Source organism: Streptomyces griseiscabiei, from assembly GCF_020010925.1.
GTDB lineage: Bacteria > Actinomycetota > Actinomycetes > Streptomycetales > Streptomycetaceae > Streptomyces > Streptomyces griseiscabiei.
This window is the reverse complement of sequence record NZ_JAGJBZ010000003.1, coordinates 98,345-114,828: the sequence shown is the minus strand read 5'-3', so window position 1 is coordinate 114,828 and position 16,484 is coordinate 98,345. Positions and strand designations below refer to the sequence as shown.

Below are 16,484 nucleotides of genomic sequence, written 5' to 3'. Positions count from 1 at the left end.
GCCGAACGGGACACTGCGGCGCCGGCCGGGCGGGACGCCGCAGCGTCGGCCACGGGGGACAGCTCGGGTCCGGCCCAGCAGGACCCCTCCGGCACCACCGGGCAGGACGACACAGCCCCCGCCACGCAACACGCCTCCGACACCACCGGACCGCGCGCTTCAGGCACCGGCGAGCACAAGACCCCGGGCCCGGCCGAGAGGGACGCCTCCGGCACCGCCGGACAGGACGACGCAGCGCCGGCCGGGCGGGGCGGCGCGGGGCCGGTCCAGCAGGGCGCTCCCGCTGTCGGCGGTCGGCTCGTCGCTCGTTCGCTCACGCTTGCCTATGAGGAGCGGACGGTGGTCGAGGAGTTGGATCTGGAGGTGCCGGACGGGAAGGTCACCGTCATCGTGGGGCCGAACGCGTGTGGGAAGTCGACGCTGTTGCGGGCGCTGGGGCGGTTGTTGAAGCCGCGGCGGGGGGCCGTGCTGCTGGACGGGGCGGAGCTGGCGAGCGTGCCCACGCGGCGGATCGCGCAGGTGATCGGGCTGCTGCCGCAGACCCCGGTGCCGCCGGAGGGGATCACGGTCGCCGACCTGGTCTCGCGCGGGCGGCAGCCGCACCAGAAGTGGTGGCGGCAGTGGTCCGACGCCGACGAGGCGGCCGTCGCCCACGCGATGGAGCGCACCGGGACCACCGATCTCGCCGAGCGCCCGGTCGACGAACTCTCCGGCGGCCAGCGGCAGCGCGTGTGGATCGCGATGGCCCTCGCCCAGGACACCGACCTGCTGCTCCTCGACGAGCCGACGACCTACCTCGACATCGCCCACCAGGTTGAAGTACTGGATCTCGTACGGCAGTTGAACCGGGAGCGGGGCCGGACCGTGGTCGCCGTGCTGCACGACCTCAACCAGGCCGCCCGCTACGCCGACCATCTGATCGCGATGCGCGCGGGCCGGATCGTGGCGCAGGGCCCGCCCGGCGACATCGTCACCGCCGGCCTCGTCCAGGACGTCTTCGGGCTCGCCTCCGTCGTCGTACCGGACCCGGTGACCGGTGATCCGCTGGTGGTGCCGGGCCCGCCGGGAGGTGTCCGGAAGCACACCGTCCCCGCCATTCCGGCCCACAGGAAGCCCATAAAGTAAGGGGTACCTAAGTTCTATGACGGGAGCCCCCATGTCCCTCCGCCGCCGCGGCAGCGCCGCCGCAGCCCTCGTTCTCGCCTCCGCGCTCGCCCTCACCGCGTGCGGCGGCACCTCCGGCGGCGAGGGGTCGGGCTCCGGGTCCGGCGCCGGGGCCGCCGACAAGAAGAAGGACGTCGCCAAGGGCGGCAAGGACTTCGCGGACGCCGCGAGGAAGACCGCCGCGATGGGCACCGACGCCGAGCCCGGCGAGTGGCCGCGCACCATCGAGCACGCCATGGGCGAGACGAGGATCGAGGCGCAGCCGAAGCGCGTGGTCGTGCTCGACGTCGGCGAGCTCGACAACGTTGTTTCGCTGGGCATCGAGCCGGTCGGGCTCGCGCCGACCGAGGGGTCGCCGGAGCTGCCGTCGTATCTGAGCAAGGACGCGGGCAGCCCGAAGAACGTCGGCACGATCAACAGCCTCAACCTGGAGGCCATCGCCGCGCTGAAGCCCGATCTGATCCTCGGCAGCCAGCTGCGCGCCGCCGACAAGTACGACGAGCTGTCGAAGATCGCGCCGACCGTGTTCTCCGTCCGCCCCGGCTTCACCTGGAAGGAGAACTACCTCCTCAACGCCGCCGCCCTCGACAGGACCGCGGAGGCGAAGGAGAACCTGGCGGAGTACCGGGCGAAGGCCGACACCCTCGGCAAGAAGCTCGGCGCGGACAAGCCGACCGTCTCGATGGTGCGTTACATGCCCGACGGCGTGATCCGGCTCTACGCCAACGCCTCGTTCATCGGCACCATCCTCAAGGACGTCGGCGTGCCCCGCCCGAAGAACCAGGACATCGAGGACCTCGCCGCCGAGATCAGCGCCGAGAACATCGACCAGGCCGACGCCGACTACATCTTCACCGGCGTGTACGGCGACCCGAAGGCCACCGACCGGACCAAGGCCCAGGGCAACCCGCTGTGGAAGAACCTCTCCGCCGTCAAGGCCGGTCACGCGTACGACGTCCCGGACGAGACCTGGTACCTGGGCCTCGGCGTGACCGCGGCCGACGAGGTGCTGGGCGACCTGGAGGACCACCTCACCCAGCGGTAGCCGGCAAGTCCCGCCAGGGGCCGGGGAGACGCCCCCGCTCGCCGGGCGCGCGCCGGAGCCGGTCAGTGGAAGAGGGCCGTGAGGAGGTCGTCGCCGAGCCGGCGTACGCGCTCCAGGTGGAGTTGGTAGTAGGCGCGGCGGCCGTCGCGCTCGACCGTGACGAGGCCGGCCTCGCGCAGCCGGGCGAGATGCCGGGAGACCTGGGGCAGGGACATCCCGCTGCGGGTGGCCAGCTCGGAGGGGGTGAGCGGTTCCCGGGCGATGGCGCGGGCGATGCGCTGTCGCCCGGGGTCTCGCAGCACCTCCAGCCGCCGGTGCACGGTCGCGTAGCCGGGCTGGTCGTCGCTCTCCGGCAGCAGCGGGTACTGCACGACCGCCGCGAACCCCGGCTCGTGCTTGACCAGCAGATGCGGGCCGCCGAACACCGACGGGACGACGAGTACGGGGGTGGTGGCGACGTTCACGATGCCGTGGTGGAACTTGTCGAAGACCACGCGCGGCGGCTCGTCCCGGTACACGGCCGCCGGGTCCAGTGCGGCGAGCGCCCGGCCGGGCCCGTCGTGCTCGACGGCCCTGCGCAGCCCGGGCAGTTGACCCGAGATGCCCCGCGCGGCCCGCGTCAGATCGGGCTCCAGCGCCAGCGCGGCCCGGCCCAGCAGGTCCAGCAGATCCGTACGCAGTGACTCGGGCGCGTGCAGCAGCCTGCGCGCCAGCTCCGAGCGGGCCGTCGACCGCCGCTCCGCCGCCTCCAACAGCCCCTCCCGCTGGGCCTGTCGCTCCAGCACCCGGTCCAGCGGCATCCCGGAGTTCCCGCCCCGGATCGCGTACGCCGTCAGCTCCGCGAAGAGCGGCAGCGGCAGCCGCGCGATGTCCTCCAGCTCGGCGGCGAGCGACCGGTCCCCGACCGCGCCCAGCGGCAGCAGATACCGGGCCCGGTACGACGACCACAGCGGCGCCCACTCCCTGACCCGCCGCCGGAGGGCGGCGTCGAGCGCGGAGACGGAAGGGGTGGGAGCGGGAGTGGAGGTGGGGGTGAGGGCGGGGGCCGCGTCGGGGTCCGGGGCCGTTCCGTGTGTCTCCAGCCCGCGTGCCCAGTGGATCGCCCGGGGGTGGTGCTCGGCCTCGGTGTAGGCGTGCAGCGCGGCGGTCAGTTCGGCGAGGGGCGAGGAGCCGACCGCGACCCGGGACGGGGGCGCCCCGGCGAGGGAGAGGACGACGCTCATGGAGACCTCCAGGCCGCCCGGTCCCCCGATGGTTACCGCGACCGCGACAACCATCGTAGAGAGCACCCTCCGCCGGGCCTACGGTTCCGGCAATCCCACCCAGGCCCGGCCCGCCCCGGCCCACTCCCCCCATCCCTCCCCGGACCCCCGGAGTCGCCATGAACCCTCATGCCCTCGCGGAACTCCGCGACGCCGTGCGCGAGCGCCGCCCCGCGCTCGAACAACTCAGCCTCGACCTGCACGCGACCCCGGAGACCCGCTTCGAGGAGCACTACGCCGTCGAGCAGCTGTCCGGCCGTCTCGCCGCCGCCGGCTTCGAGCTGGACAAGGGCGTGGCGGGCCTCCCGACAGCGTTCACGGCCACCCACCGGGGAGCCGCCGCCGAGGACACGGCGACCGGCGCCCCCACCATCGCCCTGCTGCTGGAGTACGACGCCCTCCCCGGCATCGGCCACGGCTGCGGCCACAACCTCATCGCGGCCGGCGGTCTCACCGCCGCCCTCGCCGTCGCCGCCGTACGCCCCGACCACCCCGGCACCCTGAAGGTGATCGGCACCCCGGGCGAGGAGGGCGGCGGCGGCAAGATCCTGATGCTGGAGCGCGGTGTCTTCCGGGACGTGGACGCGGCGCTCATGTTCCACCCCGCCGACCGCGGTCTGCGCGCCCGGCACGCCCTGGCCGCCAGTCACCTGCGGCTGACCTTCCACGGTGTCGCGGCCCATGCCGCCAAGTCCCCCTGGGAGGGCCGTTCCGCGGCCGCCGCCGCGCAGCTGTTCCTCACGGCGGTCGACTCGCTGCGCCAGTTCATGCCGCCCACGGCCCGGGTGCACGGCATCATCGCGGACGGCGGCGCCGCCCCGAACGTCGTCCCCGACCGCACCGAGGTCGACATCTACGTCCGGGAGGCCACCTCCCCCGCCCTGGACGCCCTGCTGCCCCGGGTGCTCGCGGCGGCGAACGGCGCGGCGATCGCCACCGGCACCACCGTGGAGCACACCGAGACCGCGCCCCGCTATGCCGAGCGCGACAACAACATGGTCCTGGCCGACCGGCTCGCCGACCACGCCGCCGCCCTCGGTCTGCTCCTGGAACCCCCGTCACCGGCGAACCCGGCCGGCTCCTCCGACATCGGCAACGTCTCCGTCGCCCTGCCGACCATCCACCCGTACGTCCAGATCTGCGACCGGGACACCCCCGGCCACTCCACGCGGATGCGTGAGGCCGCCCGCGCCCCCCGCGCCCATGACGCGACGGAGACGATCGCGACCGCCCTGGCCGCCCTGGCCCTGGAACTCCTCACCGACCCGGCCCTTCTGGCCGCCGCCCGCGAGGAGTTCACCGCCTCCGCCCACCGTGCCTCACCCGGTGCCGCCCGGCCGCCCGCCGAGGAGCCGTCATGACCGCGCCCGCCTCGTCCACCACCGCCTCCGACGCCCTCGTCGACACCTTCTTCGACTGGGACCTCATCGCCCGCACCTTCCCCCGCCTCCTCACCGAGGGCCTGCTGAACACCCTGGTCATCGCGGCCGGCGCGATCGTGCTGGGCATCGTGATCGCCCTGCTGGCGGCGATGCTGCTGCTGTCGAAACGCTGGTGGGTACGGCTCCCCGCCCGCCTCTACGTGGACGTGTTCCGGGGCCTGCCCGTGATCATCACGGTGATGCTGGTCGGGGTGGGGCTGCCCGCCGCCGGTATCCGGCCCTTCGGCACCGACCCCTTCGGCTACGCGATCCTCGCGATCGGCATCATCTCCGGCGCCTACACGGCGGAGATCTTCCGCTCCGGCATCCAGAGCGTCGACGCCGGCCAGCTGCAGGCGGCCCGCAGCCTCGGCATGGGCTATCTGACGGCGATGCGGCTGATCGTCGTACCGCAGGGCGTCCGTCGTGTGCTGCCCGCGATGGCGGGCCAGTTCGTGAAGGACATCAAGGAGAGTTCGCTGGTCTACCTGCTCGGCCTCGCGGCCGGGCAGCGCGAGCTGTACTTCATCGCGCAGGAGGAGGTGGCCCGTACGTACAACTCCTCTCCCCTCATCGCCGCCGGTATCAGCTACCTCGCGCTCACGATCCCGCTGACCTACTTCGTCAACCACCTGGACCGCCGGCTGCGCGAGGGCCCGCGCCCCGAGGCCGTACCGCCGGACCCGGCCCCGACCGAACCGGACCTGCCGAAAACCCCTGTACGCGTCGGCGAGTCCGGCTCCGGCGGAGGAGAGCCCCGATGACCACCACCAAGCCCCCCGCCCCGGCCGGCGTGACCGTCACCCCCGCCCCGCCCGCCGCCCTCCAGGTCACCGGCCTGTTCAAGAGCTACGGCAGGACGACCGTGCTGCGGGACATCACCCTCGACGTCCGCCGGGGCGAGACCCTGTGCCTCATCGGACCGTCCGGCTCCGGCAAGTCCACCCTCCTGAAGTGCCTCAACCTGCTGGAGACCCCCGACTCCGGGGAGATCTGGCTCGGCGAGACCTGTCTGACCGCCCCGCGGGCCGACGTGGACGGGGCCCGTGCCCGGATCGGCATGGTCTTCCAGCACTTCAACCTGTTCCCGCACATGAGCGTCGAGCGCAATGTCACCGTCGCCCTGACCTCGGTCAAGGGCCTGGGCCGCGACGAGGCCCGGGTGATCGCCCACCGCCGGCTCGCCGAGGTCGGCCTCGCCGCCTTCGCCGGTCGGCGGCCCGGCGGGCTCTCCGGCGGTCAGCAGCAGCGCGTCGCCATCGCCCGCGCGCTCGCCATGGAGCCCGAGGTGATGCTCTTCGACGAGGCCACCTCCGCCCTCGACCCCGAGCTGGTCAAGGACGTCCTCGCCGTCATGCGGGACCTCGCGTCCGGCGGGATGACCATGGCCGTCGTCACCCACGAGATGGGCTTCGCCCGCGAGGCCGCCGACCGTGTCGCCTTCATGGACGACGGCCGCCTCGCCGAGATCGACACCCCCGACCGTCTGTTCGAGGACGCCCGGCATCCGCGCCTGCGCCAGTTCCTCTCCCAGGTCCTGTGACGCCACCCCCGCCCGAGCCGTCCGCCCGAACCCTCCGCCCGAACCCACGGCCCGAACCCACAGAAGGAACGACAGCCATGACCGTGAACAGAAGACTGCTGACCGGCGCCGCCACCTCCGCCCTCGCCCTCGCCCTGCTCCTCCCGCTCACCGGCTGCGGCGGGGACAGCGAGGCGGCGGGTTCCGCGACCGACCCGTACGACACGGTCCGCGGCGGTGTGATCACCGCCGCCACCCAGGCCGAACAGCCGCCCTTCGCCGTCACGGACGCCTCCGGCAACCCCAGCGGATTCGCCGTGGACCTGATGGACGAGGCCGCGAAACGGCTCGGGGTGAAGATCCAGTACAAGACGACCAACCTCCAGGGCATCCTCGCGGGCCTGTCCGCCGGCCAGTACGACATCGGCGTGGCCGGGGTGGGCGCCACGGCCGAACGCAAGAAGCAGGTCGCGTTCACGGCCCCCTACTACTGGGGCTTCACCGATGTGGTGACCCTGAAGACGGGGAAGGCGAGCACGTTCGACGCGCTCCAGGACTTCGCGGGCCGGCGGGTCGGCGCGGTCAGCGGCTCGGTCCAGGAGACCTTCGTCGACCGGGAGATGGGCAAGGCGGAACTGGTGAAGTTCAAGGACCAGACCGCCCTGATCACCCAGCTCCTCTCCGGCGGCGTCGACGCGGTCGTCCTCGGCGGCGCCGACGCGGACGAGTACGCCGAGCGGCATCCCGTACGGGTCGCGGTGGAACTGGACAGCCTCCAGGGCAGCGCGTTCCCGCTGCGCAAGAACGGCGACCCGAAGCTGGTCAAGGACCTCGACGCCCAGATCGACGCGATGATCGACGACGGCACCTACGTCAGGCTCTACCGGAAGTACTTCCACGACCCCATCGCCGCCGACCTGCTCACGGTCCGCCCGAAGCTGGCCTCGCAGATAGCCGGCACGGATCTGGAACCGACGAAGATCTGACCACCACGCCGCCCCGAGACGTCCTCGCCGCCGTCCTCGCGCTCCGGTGGACCCGCCCTCGCCTTCGCTCCCGGCATGCCGTTGTCAGTGCCGGGGGCTAGTCTCCGGACAACCGATCGCATACCTGTTTGTCCGTTTCAGGGAGGTTCTCATGGTCTCGCGGCTCAATCCCTACCTCAGCTTCGACGGAGACGCCCGGCAGGCGCTGGAGTTCTACAAGGAGGTCTTCGGCGGCGAGCTGTCGCTGAACACCTTCGGCAGCTTCGGCCAGCCGGACGCCCCGGAGTCCGACAAGATCATGCACGGCATGCTGGAGGCGCCGAACGGCTTCACCCTCATGGGCGCCGACACCCCGCCCGGCATGGAGTACCGGCCGGGCGGCGGCTTCTCCGTCAGCCTCAGCGGTGAGGACGACACCGAGCTGCGCGGCTACTGGGAGAAGCTCTCCGAGGGCGGCTCCGTCGCGGTCCCCCTCGACAAGCAGATGTGGGGCGACGTCTTCGGCATGTGCACGGACCGCTTCGGCGTCCCGTGGATGGTCAACATCAGCGGGGCGCAGGGCTGATCACCCAGGACGCACCGCGTCCGGCGCGCGCACAACCCACGGGTGCGACGCCTCGTTGAGGTCCACGGCACCACCGGACGGTGGCGGCCACCGACCCCGGCGGACGAGGAGACCCACCATGCCCTGGGCCAAGGCGAACGGCGTCGAGCTGTTCTACAAGACGGCCGGTTCCGGTGACCCGCTGGTCCTGGTGCACGGCTCCTGGGGCGACCACCACAACTGGATCCCGGTCCTCCCCGCCCTCACCGAACGCTTCCGTGTCCTGGTCTACGACCGCCGCGGCCACAGCCGCAGCGAACGCCCACCGGGACAGGGCACCCGCCGTGAGGACGAGGAGGACCTGGCCGCCCTGATGGAAACCCTCGGCTTCGCCCCGGCGTACGTCGCGGGCAACTCCTTCGGCGCCTCCACCACGCTGGGCCTGGCCACCCACCGCCCCGACCTGTTTTTGGGCCTGGTCGCCCACGACCCGCCGCTGACGGGGATCGTGGGCGACGGTCCCGACGGTCCCGACGGCCACGGCGGTCCCGGCACGCTCGACCCACGGCCGCCCCTCCTCACGGACATCGCCGGGAAGTTCGCCTCCGTCCTCGCCCACCTCCGCGCGGGCGACTACCCGGCGGCGGCCCGCCAGTTCACCGACGAGATCGCCCTCGGCCCCGGTACCTGGGACCGGCTCCCGCCCCCGGTCCGGCAGACCTTCCTGGCCAACGCCCCCACGTTCCTCGACGAACACGACGACCCCCACTGGGACGACCTGGACCTCCCCCGCCTCGCCGCCTACACCGGCCCGGCCCTCCTCACCGGCGGCACCGCCGGACTGCCGTGGTTCGCCCCGATCACCGCCCGCCTCACCGAGGCCCTCCCCCAGGCGGCGACCCACACCTTCGAGGGCGCGGGCCACATCCCGCACGTGACCCACCCAGAGGCGTACGCGCGTGCCGTGACGGCCTTCGTCGAGGGGACCGGCACGGCACACGGGTCGGTCAGCCGAAGCTGACGTTCAGCCTGCCGTCACCGGCGAAGGACCAGTTCAGCCCGCCGGAGTACGCGGAGCAGCGGGACCCGTTCGTCCCGGACCAGAACTGGTTGGAGCTGTCGGAGCTGCCGATGATCCGGTCGTTCGTACCGCTGCCGCTCCGGCAGGAGGTGTTGTCGCGGAACACCGACGTGCCGCCGTCGAAGTTGAAGTTCCGCTCGGTGTTGTCGATGCTCACGTTCCCCGAGACGGCCATGGTGCCCGGGTTGCTGTTCCACGTGAAACCGTGCTTGCCGTTGTCGTAGGCGATGCTGCGCCGCACGATGTGGTTGACGGCGATGTCGTCGCCGCCGAGCTTGTAGCCGTTGCGGTCGCCGTTGCCGGCCTGGGAGCCGTCGCTCAGCGTGCCGTTCTCGTAGGCGAGCGAGTCCTCGACGGTCACCGGTCCGATGGGCCCGGTGTCGGTCTTGGTGTAGAGGTCCCAGCCGTCGTCGATGTTGTTGTGGGCGACGGCGTACCGGAACACGTTCCCGGACCCGGTCGTCAGCTTCGCCGCGAATCCGTCCGCGTCCTCGCCGTCGGAGTCGGCGTTGTCGTGCGACTCGGCGCTGAGGATCAGGTTGTTGGCGGGCCACTCGCCGCTGGGCGAGGTGGAGGAGATCCGGCCGAGCTGGAGCCCCGTGTCCCGGTTGAAGCGGGTGACCGTGCGCTCGATGACGTTGTTGCTGCCGCCGACGTAGATGCCGTTGTCCCCGGCCCGCTCGACGACGAGGCCCTTGACGTGCCAGTACGAGGCGTTGAGCTGGAGCCCCCGGTTCGACGAACTCTCGCTCTGCGCCGAGAAGTTGAGGACCGGGGTCTCGCCCGGGTAGGCGGTCAGGGTGGTGCGGGCGGCGGAGGTGGCGGAGCTGCCGACCGGGATGGTGACGGTGGAGGCGTGGGCGTACGTCCCGCCGCGCAGGTAGATCGTCCCGCCGGCCGTGATCCGGCTGATGGCCGAGGTGAGGGTGGTGGGGGCGGAGACGGTACCGGCCGCGCCGTCGGTCCCGGTCGGGGAGACGTACAGCGCGGAACCCGCCGGCGGCGGTGTGGTGGAGCCGTCGGGGACGTTCGCGTCGAGGTGGTCGATGTTGGGCAGTCCGGTGGCGGCGGTGGGGTTGATCCGGATGACGTTGCTGCCCGAGGTGACGGGGACCGTCAGCGTCTTGGTGGTCCACGCCGTCCAGGTACCGGTGGACTCGAAGGACGTGGTCGCGGCGGTCGTCCCGTTCACGGTGACGGTCGCGGCCCGTGCGGCGGTGGTGCCGTTGGCGAAGCGGACGGACAGGGTCGCCGTGCCCGATGCGGGTGCGGTCACGGTGAACTGGACGTACGCGCCCGCGGCGTTGGTGCCGTTGCAGAATCCGCCGCCCGAGTAGCCGGTCCAGTCGGAGTCGATCGTGCCGGTGCAGACGGCGGGCGCCGTCTCGGCCTCGTAGCGGGTGGTCGCGGCCTGCGCAGGTGCGGTGGAGAAGGTGACCAGCAGGCCCGCGAGCAGCGCCGCGCTCGCCGTGGCGGGGATGGGTCTTGTGAGCATCGTCGGTCTCCAGGGATGAGGGTCCAGCCAGAGCGATCCAATGGAGAAAGCGCTTTCTCTGTGGGCGAGTGTCGGGGGGTGACTTGAGCACGTCAATAGATCTGACGCAGATTTGTTCACATGGATGAACCGAGAGGGTGTATGAGGTGCCCTGATGAACATCGTCCGAGGATGTGAACGATCGCGCGCACAAAAAAAGCAAGGAGGTCCGCGTCCTCTCCTTGCCTGTCTCAACGTATAGCGCACCGGGGGGCTTGCGGCAAGGCCCCCGTGGTGCCGCAGAATCCTCGGCCTGAGCCACTGTCGACGAGAACCGGGGGCGTTTCGATGCGTGTGCTGTTGGCCAACTACGACTCGCGCGGGGGCGTCGAGCCGCTGGTCGGACTCGCCGTCCGGCTGCGTGGACTCGGTGCCGAGGTGCGGGTGTGCGCGCCGCCGGACGAGGAGTTCGCGCGGCGGCTGGCCGACGTGGACGTACCGCTGGTGCCGTTCGGCCGGCCGGTGCGCGCCCTGATGACCGGGGCGACACCGCCGGGGCCGGAAGGCGTGCCCCGGCGCGCGGCCGAACTCCTCGCGGAGTTCGACACGGTCGCCAGGGCCGCGGAGGGGTGCGATGTGCTGGTGGCGAGCGGACTGCTGCCCGCCGCGGCCTGCGTGCGGTCCGTGGCCGAGAAGCTGGACCTCCCGTACGTGTACGCGAGCTTCCAGTCCGTGTCCCTGCCGTCGCCGCACCATCCGCCGATGCCGCGGCCGGGGCGGCCGTTGCCGGTGGGCGTGACCGACAACCGGGCGCTGTGGGAGTTCGACGCGGGGAGCGCGGACGCGTTGTTCGGTGAGGTGTACGACGATCATCGGGCGTCGGTCGGGCTGCCGCCGCTGGAGGGGGCTGAGGGACGGGGCACGGGCCTGCGCGATCACGTCTTCACGCGGCGGCCGTGGCTGGCGACGGATCCGGTGCTGGATCCGTGGGGCCCCTCCAGCCCCGACGTCGTACAGACCGGTACGTGGATCGTGCCGGACGAACGCCCGTTGCCGGCCGGGCTGTTGACGTTCCTGGACGCCGGGGCGCCGCCGGTGTACATCGGCTTCGGCAGCATGGTGCTCGGTGGCGGCGCGATCGGTGGCTCGGCGGAGGTCGCCCGGGCGTCCGTCGAGGCCGTCCGCGCGCAGGGCCGCCGGGCGATCGTCTCCCGGGGCTGGGCCGAGCTGGGGGTCGTCGACGGCCGGGAGGGCGGGGAGGGCCGCGAGGTCCGGGACGGCCGCGAGGTCCGGGACGGCCGCGCCGACTGCTTCGTCCTCGGCGAGGCCAATCACCACGCGCTCTTCCGCCGTGTCGCCGCCGTCGTCCACCACGGTGGCGCGGGTACGACGACCACGGCGACGTGGGCGGGCGCGCCCCAGGTGGTGGTGGCGCAGGGCGGGGACCAGCCGTACTTCGCGCGCAGGGTCGCCGAGCTGGGCATCGGTGTGGCGCACGACGGACCGACCCCGGCGTTCGAGTCCCTGTCGGCGGCGCTGAAGATGGCGCTGGCGCCCGAGACGCGGGAGCGGGCGGCGGAGGTGGCGGGGCTGGTCGAGCCGGACGGGGCGTCGAGAGCGGCGCGGCGGCTCTTCGACGAGTACGCCCCGTGACCCGGAAGCGCGGCGACCCTGCGGCGCGGCCGACGACACGGCAGCACGGCCGGCGACACGGCGGCGCGGCCACCCGGAAGTATGCGGATCAGACAGAAGACGACGTTCGGAGCTCTTGAGATGAACCCCCCGGCCACCCACCCCACCACCCCCGGCACCGCCTTCGCCCTCCCCGACCGTCTCTCCGCCAAGGCCGACCCGGCCCTGATCGCCGCCGACGAGCGGCACTTCGCGGCGCTCGCGCGGTGCCTCGAAGAGTCGATCGCCGAGGTGTCGGCCCAGCTGGACGCCGCCCGCAGGGCCCCCGGCGGCATGGGCCGGGCGGCGATGGACCGTGACACGGAGATCCACCGGCTGACCGCCCGGCTGCGCACCCTGCGCCGCTTCGGCCTGGACCTCTGCCTCGGTCACATGGTGAGTGCGGACGACCCGGAGAACCCCGTCCACGTGGGCCGTCTGGGCCTCACCGACAGCACCACGGGCCGCCGTCTGCTGATCGACTGGCGCTCCCCGGCCGCCGAGCCCTTCTTCGGCGCGACCCACGCCAACCCGATGGGCCTGGCCAGCCGCCGCCGCTACCGCTGGGCGAACGGCCGTATCAACGACTACTGGGACGAGGTCTTCTCCGCGTCCGAACTGGACGACCGCGCCGACCACCACCGCACCGCCGCCCTCGACGACCAGTCCGCGTTCATCGCCAGCCTGGGCGCCAACCGCTCGGAGCGCATGCGGGACGTCCTCGGCACCATCCAGGCCGACCAGGACGCGATCATCCGCGCCGGTTCACGCGGCGCCCTGGTGGTCGACGGCGGCCCCGGCACCGGCAAGACGGTCGTGGCCCTGCACCGTTCCGCGTACCTCCTGCACGCCGACCCCCGCCTCGGCCACCGCCGGGGCGGCGTCCTCTTCGTCGGCCCGCACCGCCCGTACCTCTCCTACGTCGCCGACGTCCTCCCGAGCCTCGGCGAGGACGGTGTGCAGACGTGCATCCTGCGCGACCTGGTCGAGGAGGGCGCGGCGGCCGGCGTGGAGCCGGACCCGGAGGTCGCGCGCCTGAAGTCGTCGGCGGCGCTGGTGGCCGGGATCGAGAAGGCCGTCCGCTTCTACGAGGAGCCGCCGGCCCAGGGCATGACGGTCACGACGCCGTGGTCCGACATCCGGCTGACCGCCGCCGACTGGACCGCGGCCTTCGAGGCGGCGGAGCCCGGCACCCCGCACAACGAGGCCCGCCACCAGGTCTGGGAGGAACTCCTCACGATCCTGACGGACAAGCACGAGGCGGGGGCCGCGGCCGCCGCCCCCGGCGCGGACCCGGACGCGGAGACGGTCGTACCCCCCGCCCTCCTCCGCCGGGCCCTCCTGCAGAACCGGGACCTGGTCACGGCCTTCAACCGGGCCTGGCCCCTCCTGGAGGCGGCGGACCTGGTCGGGGACCTGTGGACGGTACCGGCGTATCTGCGCCTGTGCGCCCCCTGGCTGAGCCGTGACGAGGTCCGGCTCCTCCAGCGCGAGGAGCCGCGGGCCTGGACGACGTCCGACCTGCCCCTTCTCGACGCGGCCCGGCAGCGCCTCGGCGACCCGGAGACCGCCCGCCGCAAACGCCGCCACGCCGCGACGCTCGCCGCCCAGCGCGAACGTATGACCCAGGTGGTGGACAACCTGATCGAGGCGGTCTCCAACTCCGGTGCCGACGGGGACGACGGCGAGGGCCTGGTGACGATGTTGCGGGGCGAGGACGCCCAGGTGAGCCTGGTCGACGACTCCGAACTCGTCACCGCCGACCCCGACCTGCTGGCGGGCCCGTTCGCCCACATCGTCGTGGACGAGGCGCAGGAACTGACCGACGCGGAATGGCAGATGCTGCTGCTGCGCTGCCCGTCCCGCAGCTTCACGATCGTCGGCGACCGGGCCCAGGCGCGGCACGGTTTCACGGAGTCCTGGCAGGACCGCCTGAAGCGGGTGGGCCTGGACCGCGTCACCCTCTCCTCCCTCACCATCAACTACCGCACCCCGGAGGAGATCATGACGGAGGCCGAGCCGGTCATCCGCGCCGTACTCCCCGACGCGAACGTCCCGACCTCGATCCGCGCCAACGGCGTCCCGGTCCACCACGGCCCGGCCTCGGACCTCACCACGACCCTGGACACCTGGCTCTCCGCCACCGACGACGGCATCGCCTGCGTCATCACCACCCCCGGCTCCGCGATCCACCTCCCCACGAACCCCCGTGTCCGCTCCCTCACCCCCGAACTCTCCAAGGGCCTCGAATTCGACCTGGTCGTCCTCATCGACCCGGAGAACTTCGGCGAGGGCGTCGAGGGCGCGGTGGACCACTATGTGGCGATGACCAGGGCGACACAGCGGCTGGTCATCCTGACGACCGGCTGAGGGCGAGTGGCTGACGGCGCGTGGCCGAGGCGGTGGTCAGCCGCGGCGAGCGGCTCCGTCCGGCCACACCACGTCCACGGGGACGCCGGCCGCGCGTGCCGCGAGGACGGCGTCGGCGGTGCCGCCTCCCCTGCCGGTGGGCGGTGCGCCGTCCCATACGGCGACGAGGCGGTCGGCCCGCTCGATGAGTACGGCGTTGGCGGCCTCGTACGCGTACGGGTCGGACGTCTCGTGGGGCAGCGCGACGACCTCCTCGGCGGCCTCGACGAGGAGGTCGTAGGAGGCGCCGTGCTCGGGCTCGACCGTGCTGCGGCGGTAGTCCCGGGAGGGCACGACGACCACCAGCCGTCCCCCTGCGGCGAGCACGGCCTCCGCGAAGAGGGTGTCGGCGCCCTTGGCGATGCAGGACACCCCGACGAGCGGGCCGCCGTCCCCGGCGTAGGGCCGCAGCAGATCGTCCAACGCCGCCCGCACCAGCGGCACACTCGCCTCGGTCAGGTCCAGGTGCCCGGTCACCGCGATGGTCGTCATGGCGTGGCGTTCTCCCCCGCTAGTGGCTCTAGTGGCTGTCGAGCGGGACCCAGGCCCGCTCCTCGGCGTCGTTCGTGCCGTACCAGTAGTGCGGCATACCCTCGATGCCGGTGGTGTGGAACGGGCGGCCGTCGTCGTCGATGCGGATCGTCCCGGTGCGGCCCTGGGAGGACCATTCCAGTTCGAGGTACCAGCGGGCGTCGTAGGTCTGTGTCGTCGCGTCGACCAGCAGCACCTCCGGGTCCTCGGCGGAGACGCGGTAGGGGAAGTGCACGGCGGGGATGGTGCGTTGACCGTCCGCGCCGGCGTCGGCACCGGCGTCCGTGCCGTCCTCGGGCTGCGCGACGGGGCGGTTCACGTCGAGGTTCACGGTGAAGCTGCGGGGCGTGAGATCGCTGCCGCAGCCCTGGCCCATCGCGTACGCGTTCCCGGGGACCGGGGTGCCACGGCTGACGACGCGGACGCGGAGCGCCTCCAGGATCACGGCCGTCGACGACCGCCCCTGCACCGAGATCCGCACCTTCGTCCGCCGCCCGTTCACCGCGTCCTGCGTGGCCGCCCACACCCCGGCGTCCTGCTCCAGCGGAGGGGGCGGCACCTCCGCGGGCGGCTCGCCGATGACGTAGTCGTGGTCGCAGCCCTTGTCCCAGACCAGGGGGTCGACGCTCCAGGTCAGGGGCAGGTCGGCGGCTGGCTTCGTGTACGCGTCCGTGTCCGTGTCCGTGTCCGAGGGGTCTGACGGTTCCGACGAGCGGCCGGGGGCTCCGGCGGCGGTGGTCCGGGGGCTCGTGGGGTGGGAGGTGTCCACCTGGGAGGAGCGGTCGTCGGACAGGAGGACTGACGTACCGGCGGTGGCGAGCAGTGCGACGGCAGTGGCGACGGCGGTGGATACGAGGCGCCGTGGGCGGCGGTACCAGAGGTGGGGAGAGGCTGAGGAGGAGTGGGAGTGCTCGTCCGGGGCGGGGGCCGGGGTCGCCTCGGCCGGCGCGTCGACCGTACGCACCCGCTGTCGGGCCGCCACCGCCGACAGCCACAGCCGGTGCAGGTCGAGCCGCTCCTGCGCGGTCGCGCCGCAGAAGGTCGCGAGCCGTTCCACGGGCGCGAAGTCCTGCGGCACCGCCGCGCCCGCGCAGTACCGGTACAGCGTGGAGGTGTTCATGTCGACGCGGCGGGCCAGGGAACCGTAACTCCGGCCGGTGCGGTCCTTCAGCCGACGCAGCAACGCCGCGAACTCCTCGGCGTCGTCCGGAATCGGCATCGTCCCCCCGTGGTTCCCTGTCATTCCCCTCATCCCCGCCGCCCCCGGTCGTTCCCCCGTCACCGCCCGGGGTTCCGCGTCCCGGGCCCTGCTCTCAGTGCACGTCGGCCGGGCGGGGATGGTTCCACCGGGGCCGGTACCCCGCCCGGCCGGAC

Annotated in this window: 14 protein-coding genes; 10 read left to right on the top strand and 4 right to left on the bottom strand. The window is 72.7% G+C overall.

All coding sequences use genetic code 11. From position 1 onward, the window contains the following. The first annotated feature begins 339 nt into the window (after positions 1-339). Positions 340-1,125 (top strand): ABC transporter ATP-binding protein, encoded by a 786-nt coding sequence (locus J8M51_RS34480; RefSeq protein WP_216591320.1) that lies wholly within the window; start codon positions 340-342, stop codon positions 1,123-1,125. A 31-nt stretch (positions 1,126-1,156) separates the two neighbouring features. Next, entirely contained in the window at positions 1,157-2,209 is a 1,053-nt protein-coding gene (locus J8M51_RS34475) for an ABC transporter substrate-binding protein (protein WP_086759849.1), read from the top strand. 62 nt (positions 2,210-2,271) lie between these two features. Here the strand turns inward: J8M51_RS34475 and J8M51_RS34470 are convergent, their stop codons facing one another. Beyond that, positions 2,272-3,432, bottom strand: a complete 1,161-nt coding sequence (locus J8M51_RS34470) for an ArsR/SmtB family transcription factor (protein ID WP_267299746.1) — start codon at positions 3,430-3,432, stop codon at positions 2,272-2,274. Between the two features lie 158 nt (positions 3,433-3,590). Here J8M51_RS34470 and J8M51_RS34465 point away from each other — a divergent pair, with 158 nt between their 5' ends. The 6 genes from J8M51_RS34465 to J8M51_RS34440 all read left to right on the top strand — a co-directional run bounded on the left by J8M51_RS34465 (position 3,591) and on the right by J8M51_RS34440 (position 8,965). After that, on the top strand, positions 3,591-4,832 hold the full coding sequence (locus J8M51_RS34465) for an amidohydrolase (protein ID WP_267299745.1): 1,242 nt from the start codon (positions 3,591-3,593) through the stop codon (positions 4,830-4,832). Next, positions 4,829-5,656 carry an amino acid ABC transporter permease gene (locus J8M51_RS34460; protein ID WP_086763050.1) on the top strand — a complete coding sequence of 276 codons (828 nt, stop codon included), beginning with the start codon at positions 4,829-4,831 and terminating at the stop codon, positions 5,654-5,656. The genes J8M51_RS34465 and J8M51_RS34460 overlap by 4 nt, the downstream gene beginning before the upstream one ends. Beyond that, complete coding sequence (locus J8M51_RS34455) at positions 5,653-6,435, top strand: amino acid ABC transporter ATP-binding protein (protein ID WP_267299744.1); 783 nt, start codon at positions 5,653-5,655, stop codon at positions 6,433-6,435. Before J8M51_RS34460 ends, J8M51_RS34455 begins: the two co-directional genes overlap by 4 nt. 77 nt (positions 6,436-6,512) lie before the next feature. Then, positions 6,513-7,400 (top strand): substrate-binding periplasmic protein, encoded by an 888-nt coding sequence (locus J8M51_RS34450; RefSeq protein ID WP_086763136.1) that lies wholly within the window; start codon positions 6,513-6,515, stop codon positions 7,398-7,400. A 151-nt stretch (positions 7,401-7,551) separates the two neighbouring features. Then, positions 7,552-7,965 carry a VOC family protein gene (locus J8M51_RS34445; RefSeq protein ID WP_086763134.1) on the top strand — a complete coding sequence of 138 codons (414 nt, stop codon included), beginning with the start codon at positions 7,552-7,554 and terminating at the stop codon, positions 7,963-7,965. A gap of 118 nt (positions 7,966-8,083) precedes the next feature. Next, positions 8,084-8,965: an alpha/beta fold hydrolase gene (locus J8M51_RS34440; protein ID WP_086763132.1), complete on the top strand. Its 882-nt coding sequence runs from the start codon at positions 8,084-8,086 to the stop codon at positions 8,963-8,965. On the opposite strand, the gene J8M51_RS34435 is transcribed toward J8M51_RS34440, so the two are convergent. After that, a complete protein-coding gene (locus tag J8M51_RS34435) occupies positions 8,952-10,520 on the bottom strand; it encodes a carbohydrate-binding protein (protein ID WP_086763130.1) in 1,569 nt (522 codons plus the stop codon). The two genes, J8M51_RS34440 and J8M51_RS34435, sit on opposite strands and share 14 nt — an antisense overlap. Positions 10,521-10,847: 327 nt before the next feature. Here J8M51_RS34435 and J8M51_RS34430 point away from each other — a divergent pair, with 327 nt between their 5' ends. Both J8M51_RS34430 and helR read left to right on the top strand, forming a co-directional pair. Continuing rightward, positions 10,848-12,152 (top strand): glycosyltransferase, encoded by a 1,305-nt coding sequence (locus J8M51_RS34430; RefSeq protein ID WP_267299743.1) that lies wholly within the window; start codon positions 10,848-10,850, stop codon positions 12,150-12,152. Between the two features lie 120 nt (positions 12,153-12,272). After that, positions 12,273-14,540, top strand: a complete 2,268-nt coding sequence (helR, locus tag J8M51_RS34425) for an RNA polymerase recycling motor ATPase HelR (RefSeq protein WP_267299742.1) — start codon at positions 12,273-12,275, stop codon at positions 14,538-14,540. A gap of 36 nt (positions 14,541-14,576) precedes the next feature. Here helR and J8M51_RS34420 read toward each other — a convergent pair whose 3' ends face one another. Continuing rightward, positions 14,577-15,071, bottom strand: a complete 495-nt coding sequence (locus J8M51_RS34420) for a hypothetical protein (RefSeq protein ID WP_086761771.1) — start codon at positions 15,069-15,071, stop codon at positions 14,577-14,579. 28 nt (positions 15,072-15,099) lie between these two features. Beyond that, positions 15,100-16,329, bottom strand: a complete 1,230-nt coding sequence (locus J8M51_RS34415; protein WP_267299741.1) for a helix-turn-helix domain-containing protein — start codon at positions 16,327-16,329, stop codon at positions 15,100-15,102. Positions 16,330-16,484: the final 155 nt, after the last annotated feature.

Bases quoted from the DNA above. Each gene is read 5' to 3' on its own strand.
- J8M51_RS34475 (WP_086759849.1), top strand. From the start codon at position 1,157: ATGTCCCTCCGCCGCCGCGGCAGCGCCGCCGCAGCCCTCGTTCTCGCC.
- J8M51_RS34445 (WP_086763134.1), top strand. From the start codon at position 7,552: ATGGTCTCGCGGCTCAATCCCTACCTCAGCTTCGACGGAGACGCCCGG.
- J8M51_RS34470 (WP_267299746.1), bottom strand. From the start codon at position 3,432: ATGAGCGTCGTCCTCTCCCTCGCCGGGGCGCCCCCGTCCCGGGTCGCG.
- J8M51_RS34460 (WP_086763050.1), top strand. From the start codon at position 4,829: ATGACCGCGCCCGCCTCGTCCACCACCGCCTCCGACGCCCTCGTCGAC.
- J8M51_RS34430 (WP_267299743.1), top strand. From the start codon at position 10,848: ATGCGTGTGCTGTTGGCCAACTACGACTCGCGCGGGGGCGTCGAGCCG.
- J8M51_RS34415 (WP_267299741.1), bottom strand. From the start codon at position 16,329: ATGCCGATTCCGGACGACGCCGAGGAGTTCGCGGCGTTGCTGCGTCGG.
- J8M51_RS34450 (WP_086763136.1), top strand. From the start codon at position 6,513: ATGACCGTGAACAGAAGACTGCTGACCGGCGCCGCCACCTCCGCCCTC.
- J8M51_RS34465 (WP_267299745.1), top strand. From the start codon at position 3,591: ATGAACCCTCATGCCCTCGCGGAACTCCGCGACGCCGTGCGCGAGCGC.
- J8M51_RS34455 (WP_267299744.1), top strand. From the start codon at position 5,653: ATGACCACCACCAAGCCCCCCGCCCCGGCCGGCGTGACCGTCACCCCC.
- J8M51_RS34440 (WP_086763132.1), top strand. From the start codon at position 8,084: ATGCCCTGGGCCAAGGCGAACGGCGTCGAGCTGTTCTACAAGACGGCC.
- J8M51_RS34420 (WP_086761771.1), bottom strand. From the start codon at position 15,071: ATGACGACCATCGCGGTGACCGGGCACCTGGACCTGACCGAGGCGAGT.
- J8M51_RS34435 (WP_086763130.1), bottom strand. From the start codon at position 10,520: ATGCTCACAAGACCCATCCCCGCCACGGCGAGCGCGGCGCTGCTCGCG.
- helR (WP_267299742.1), top strand. From the start codon at position 12,273: ATGAACCCCCCGGCCACCCACCCCACCACCCCCGGCACCGCCTTCGCC.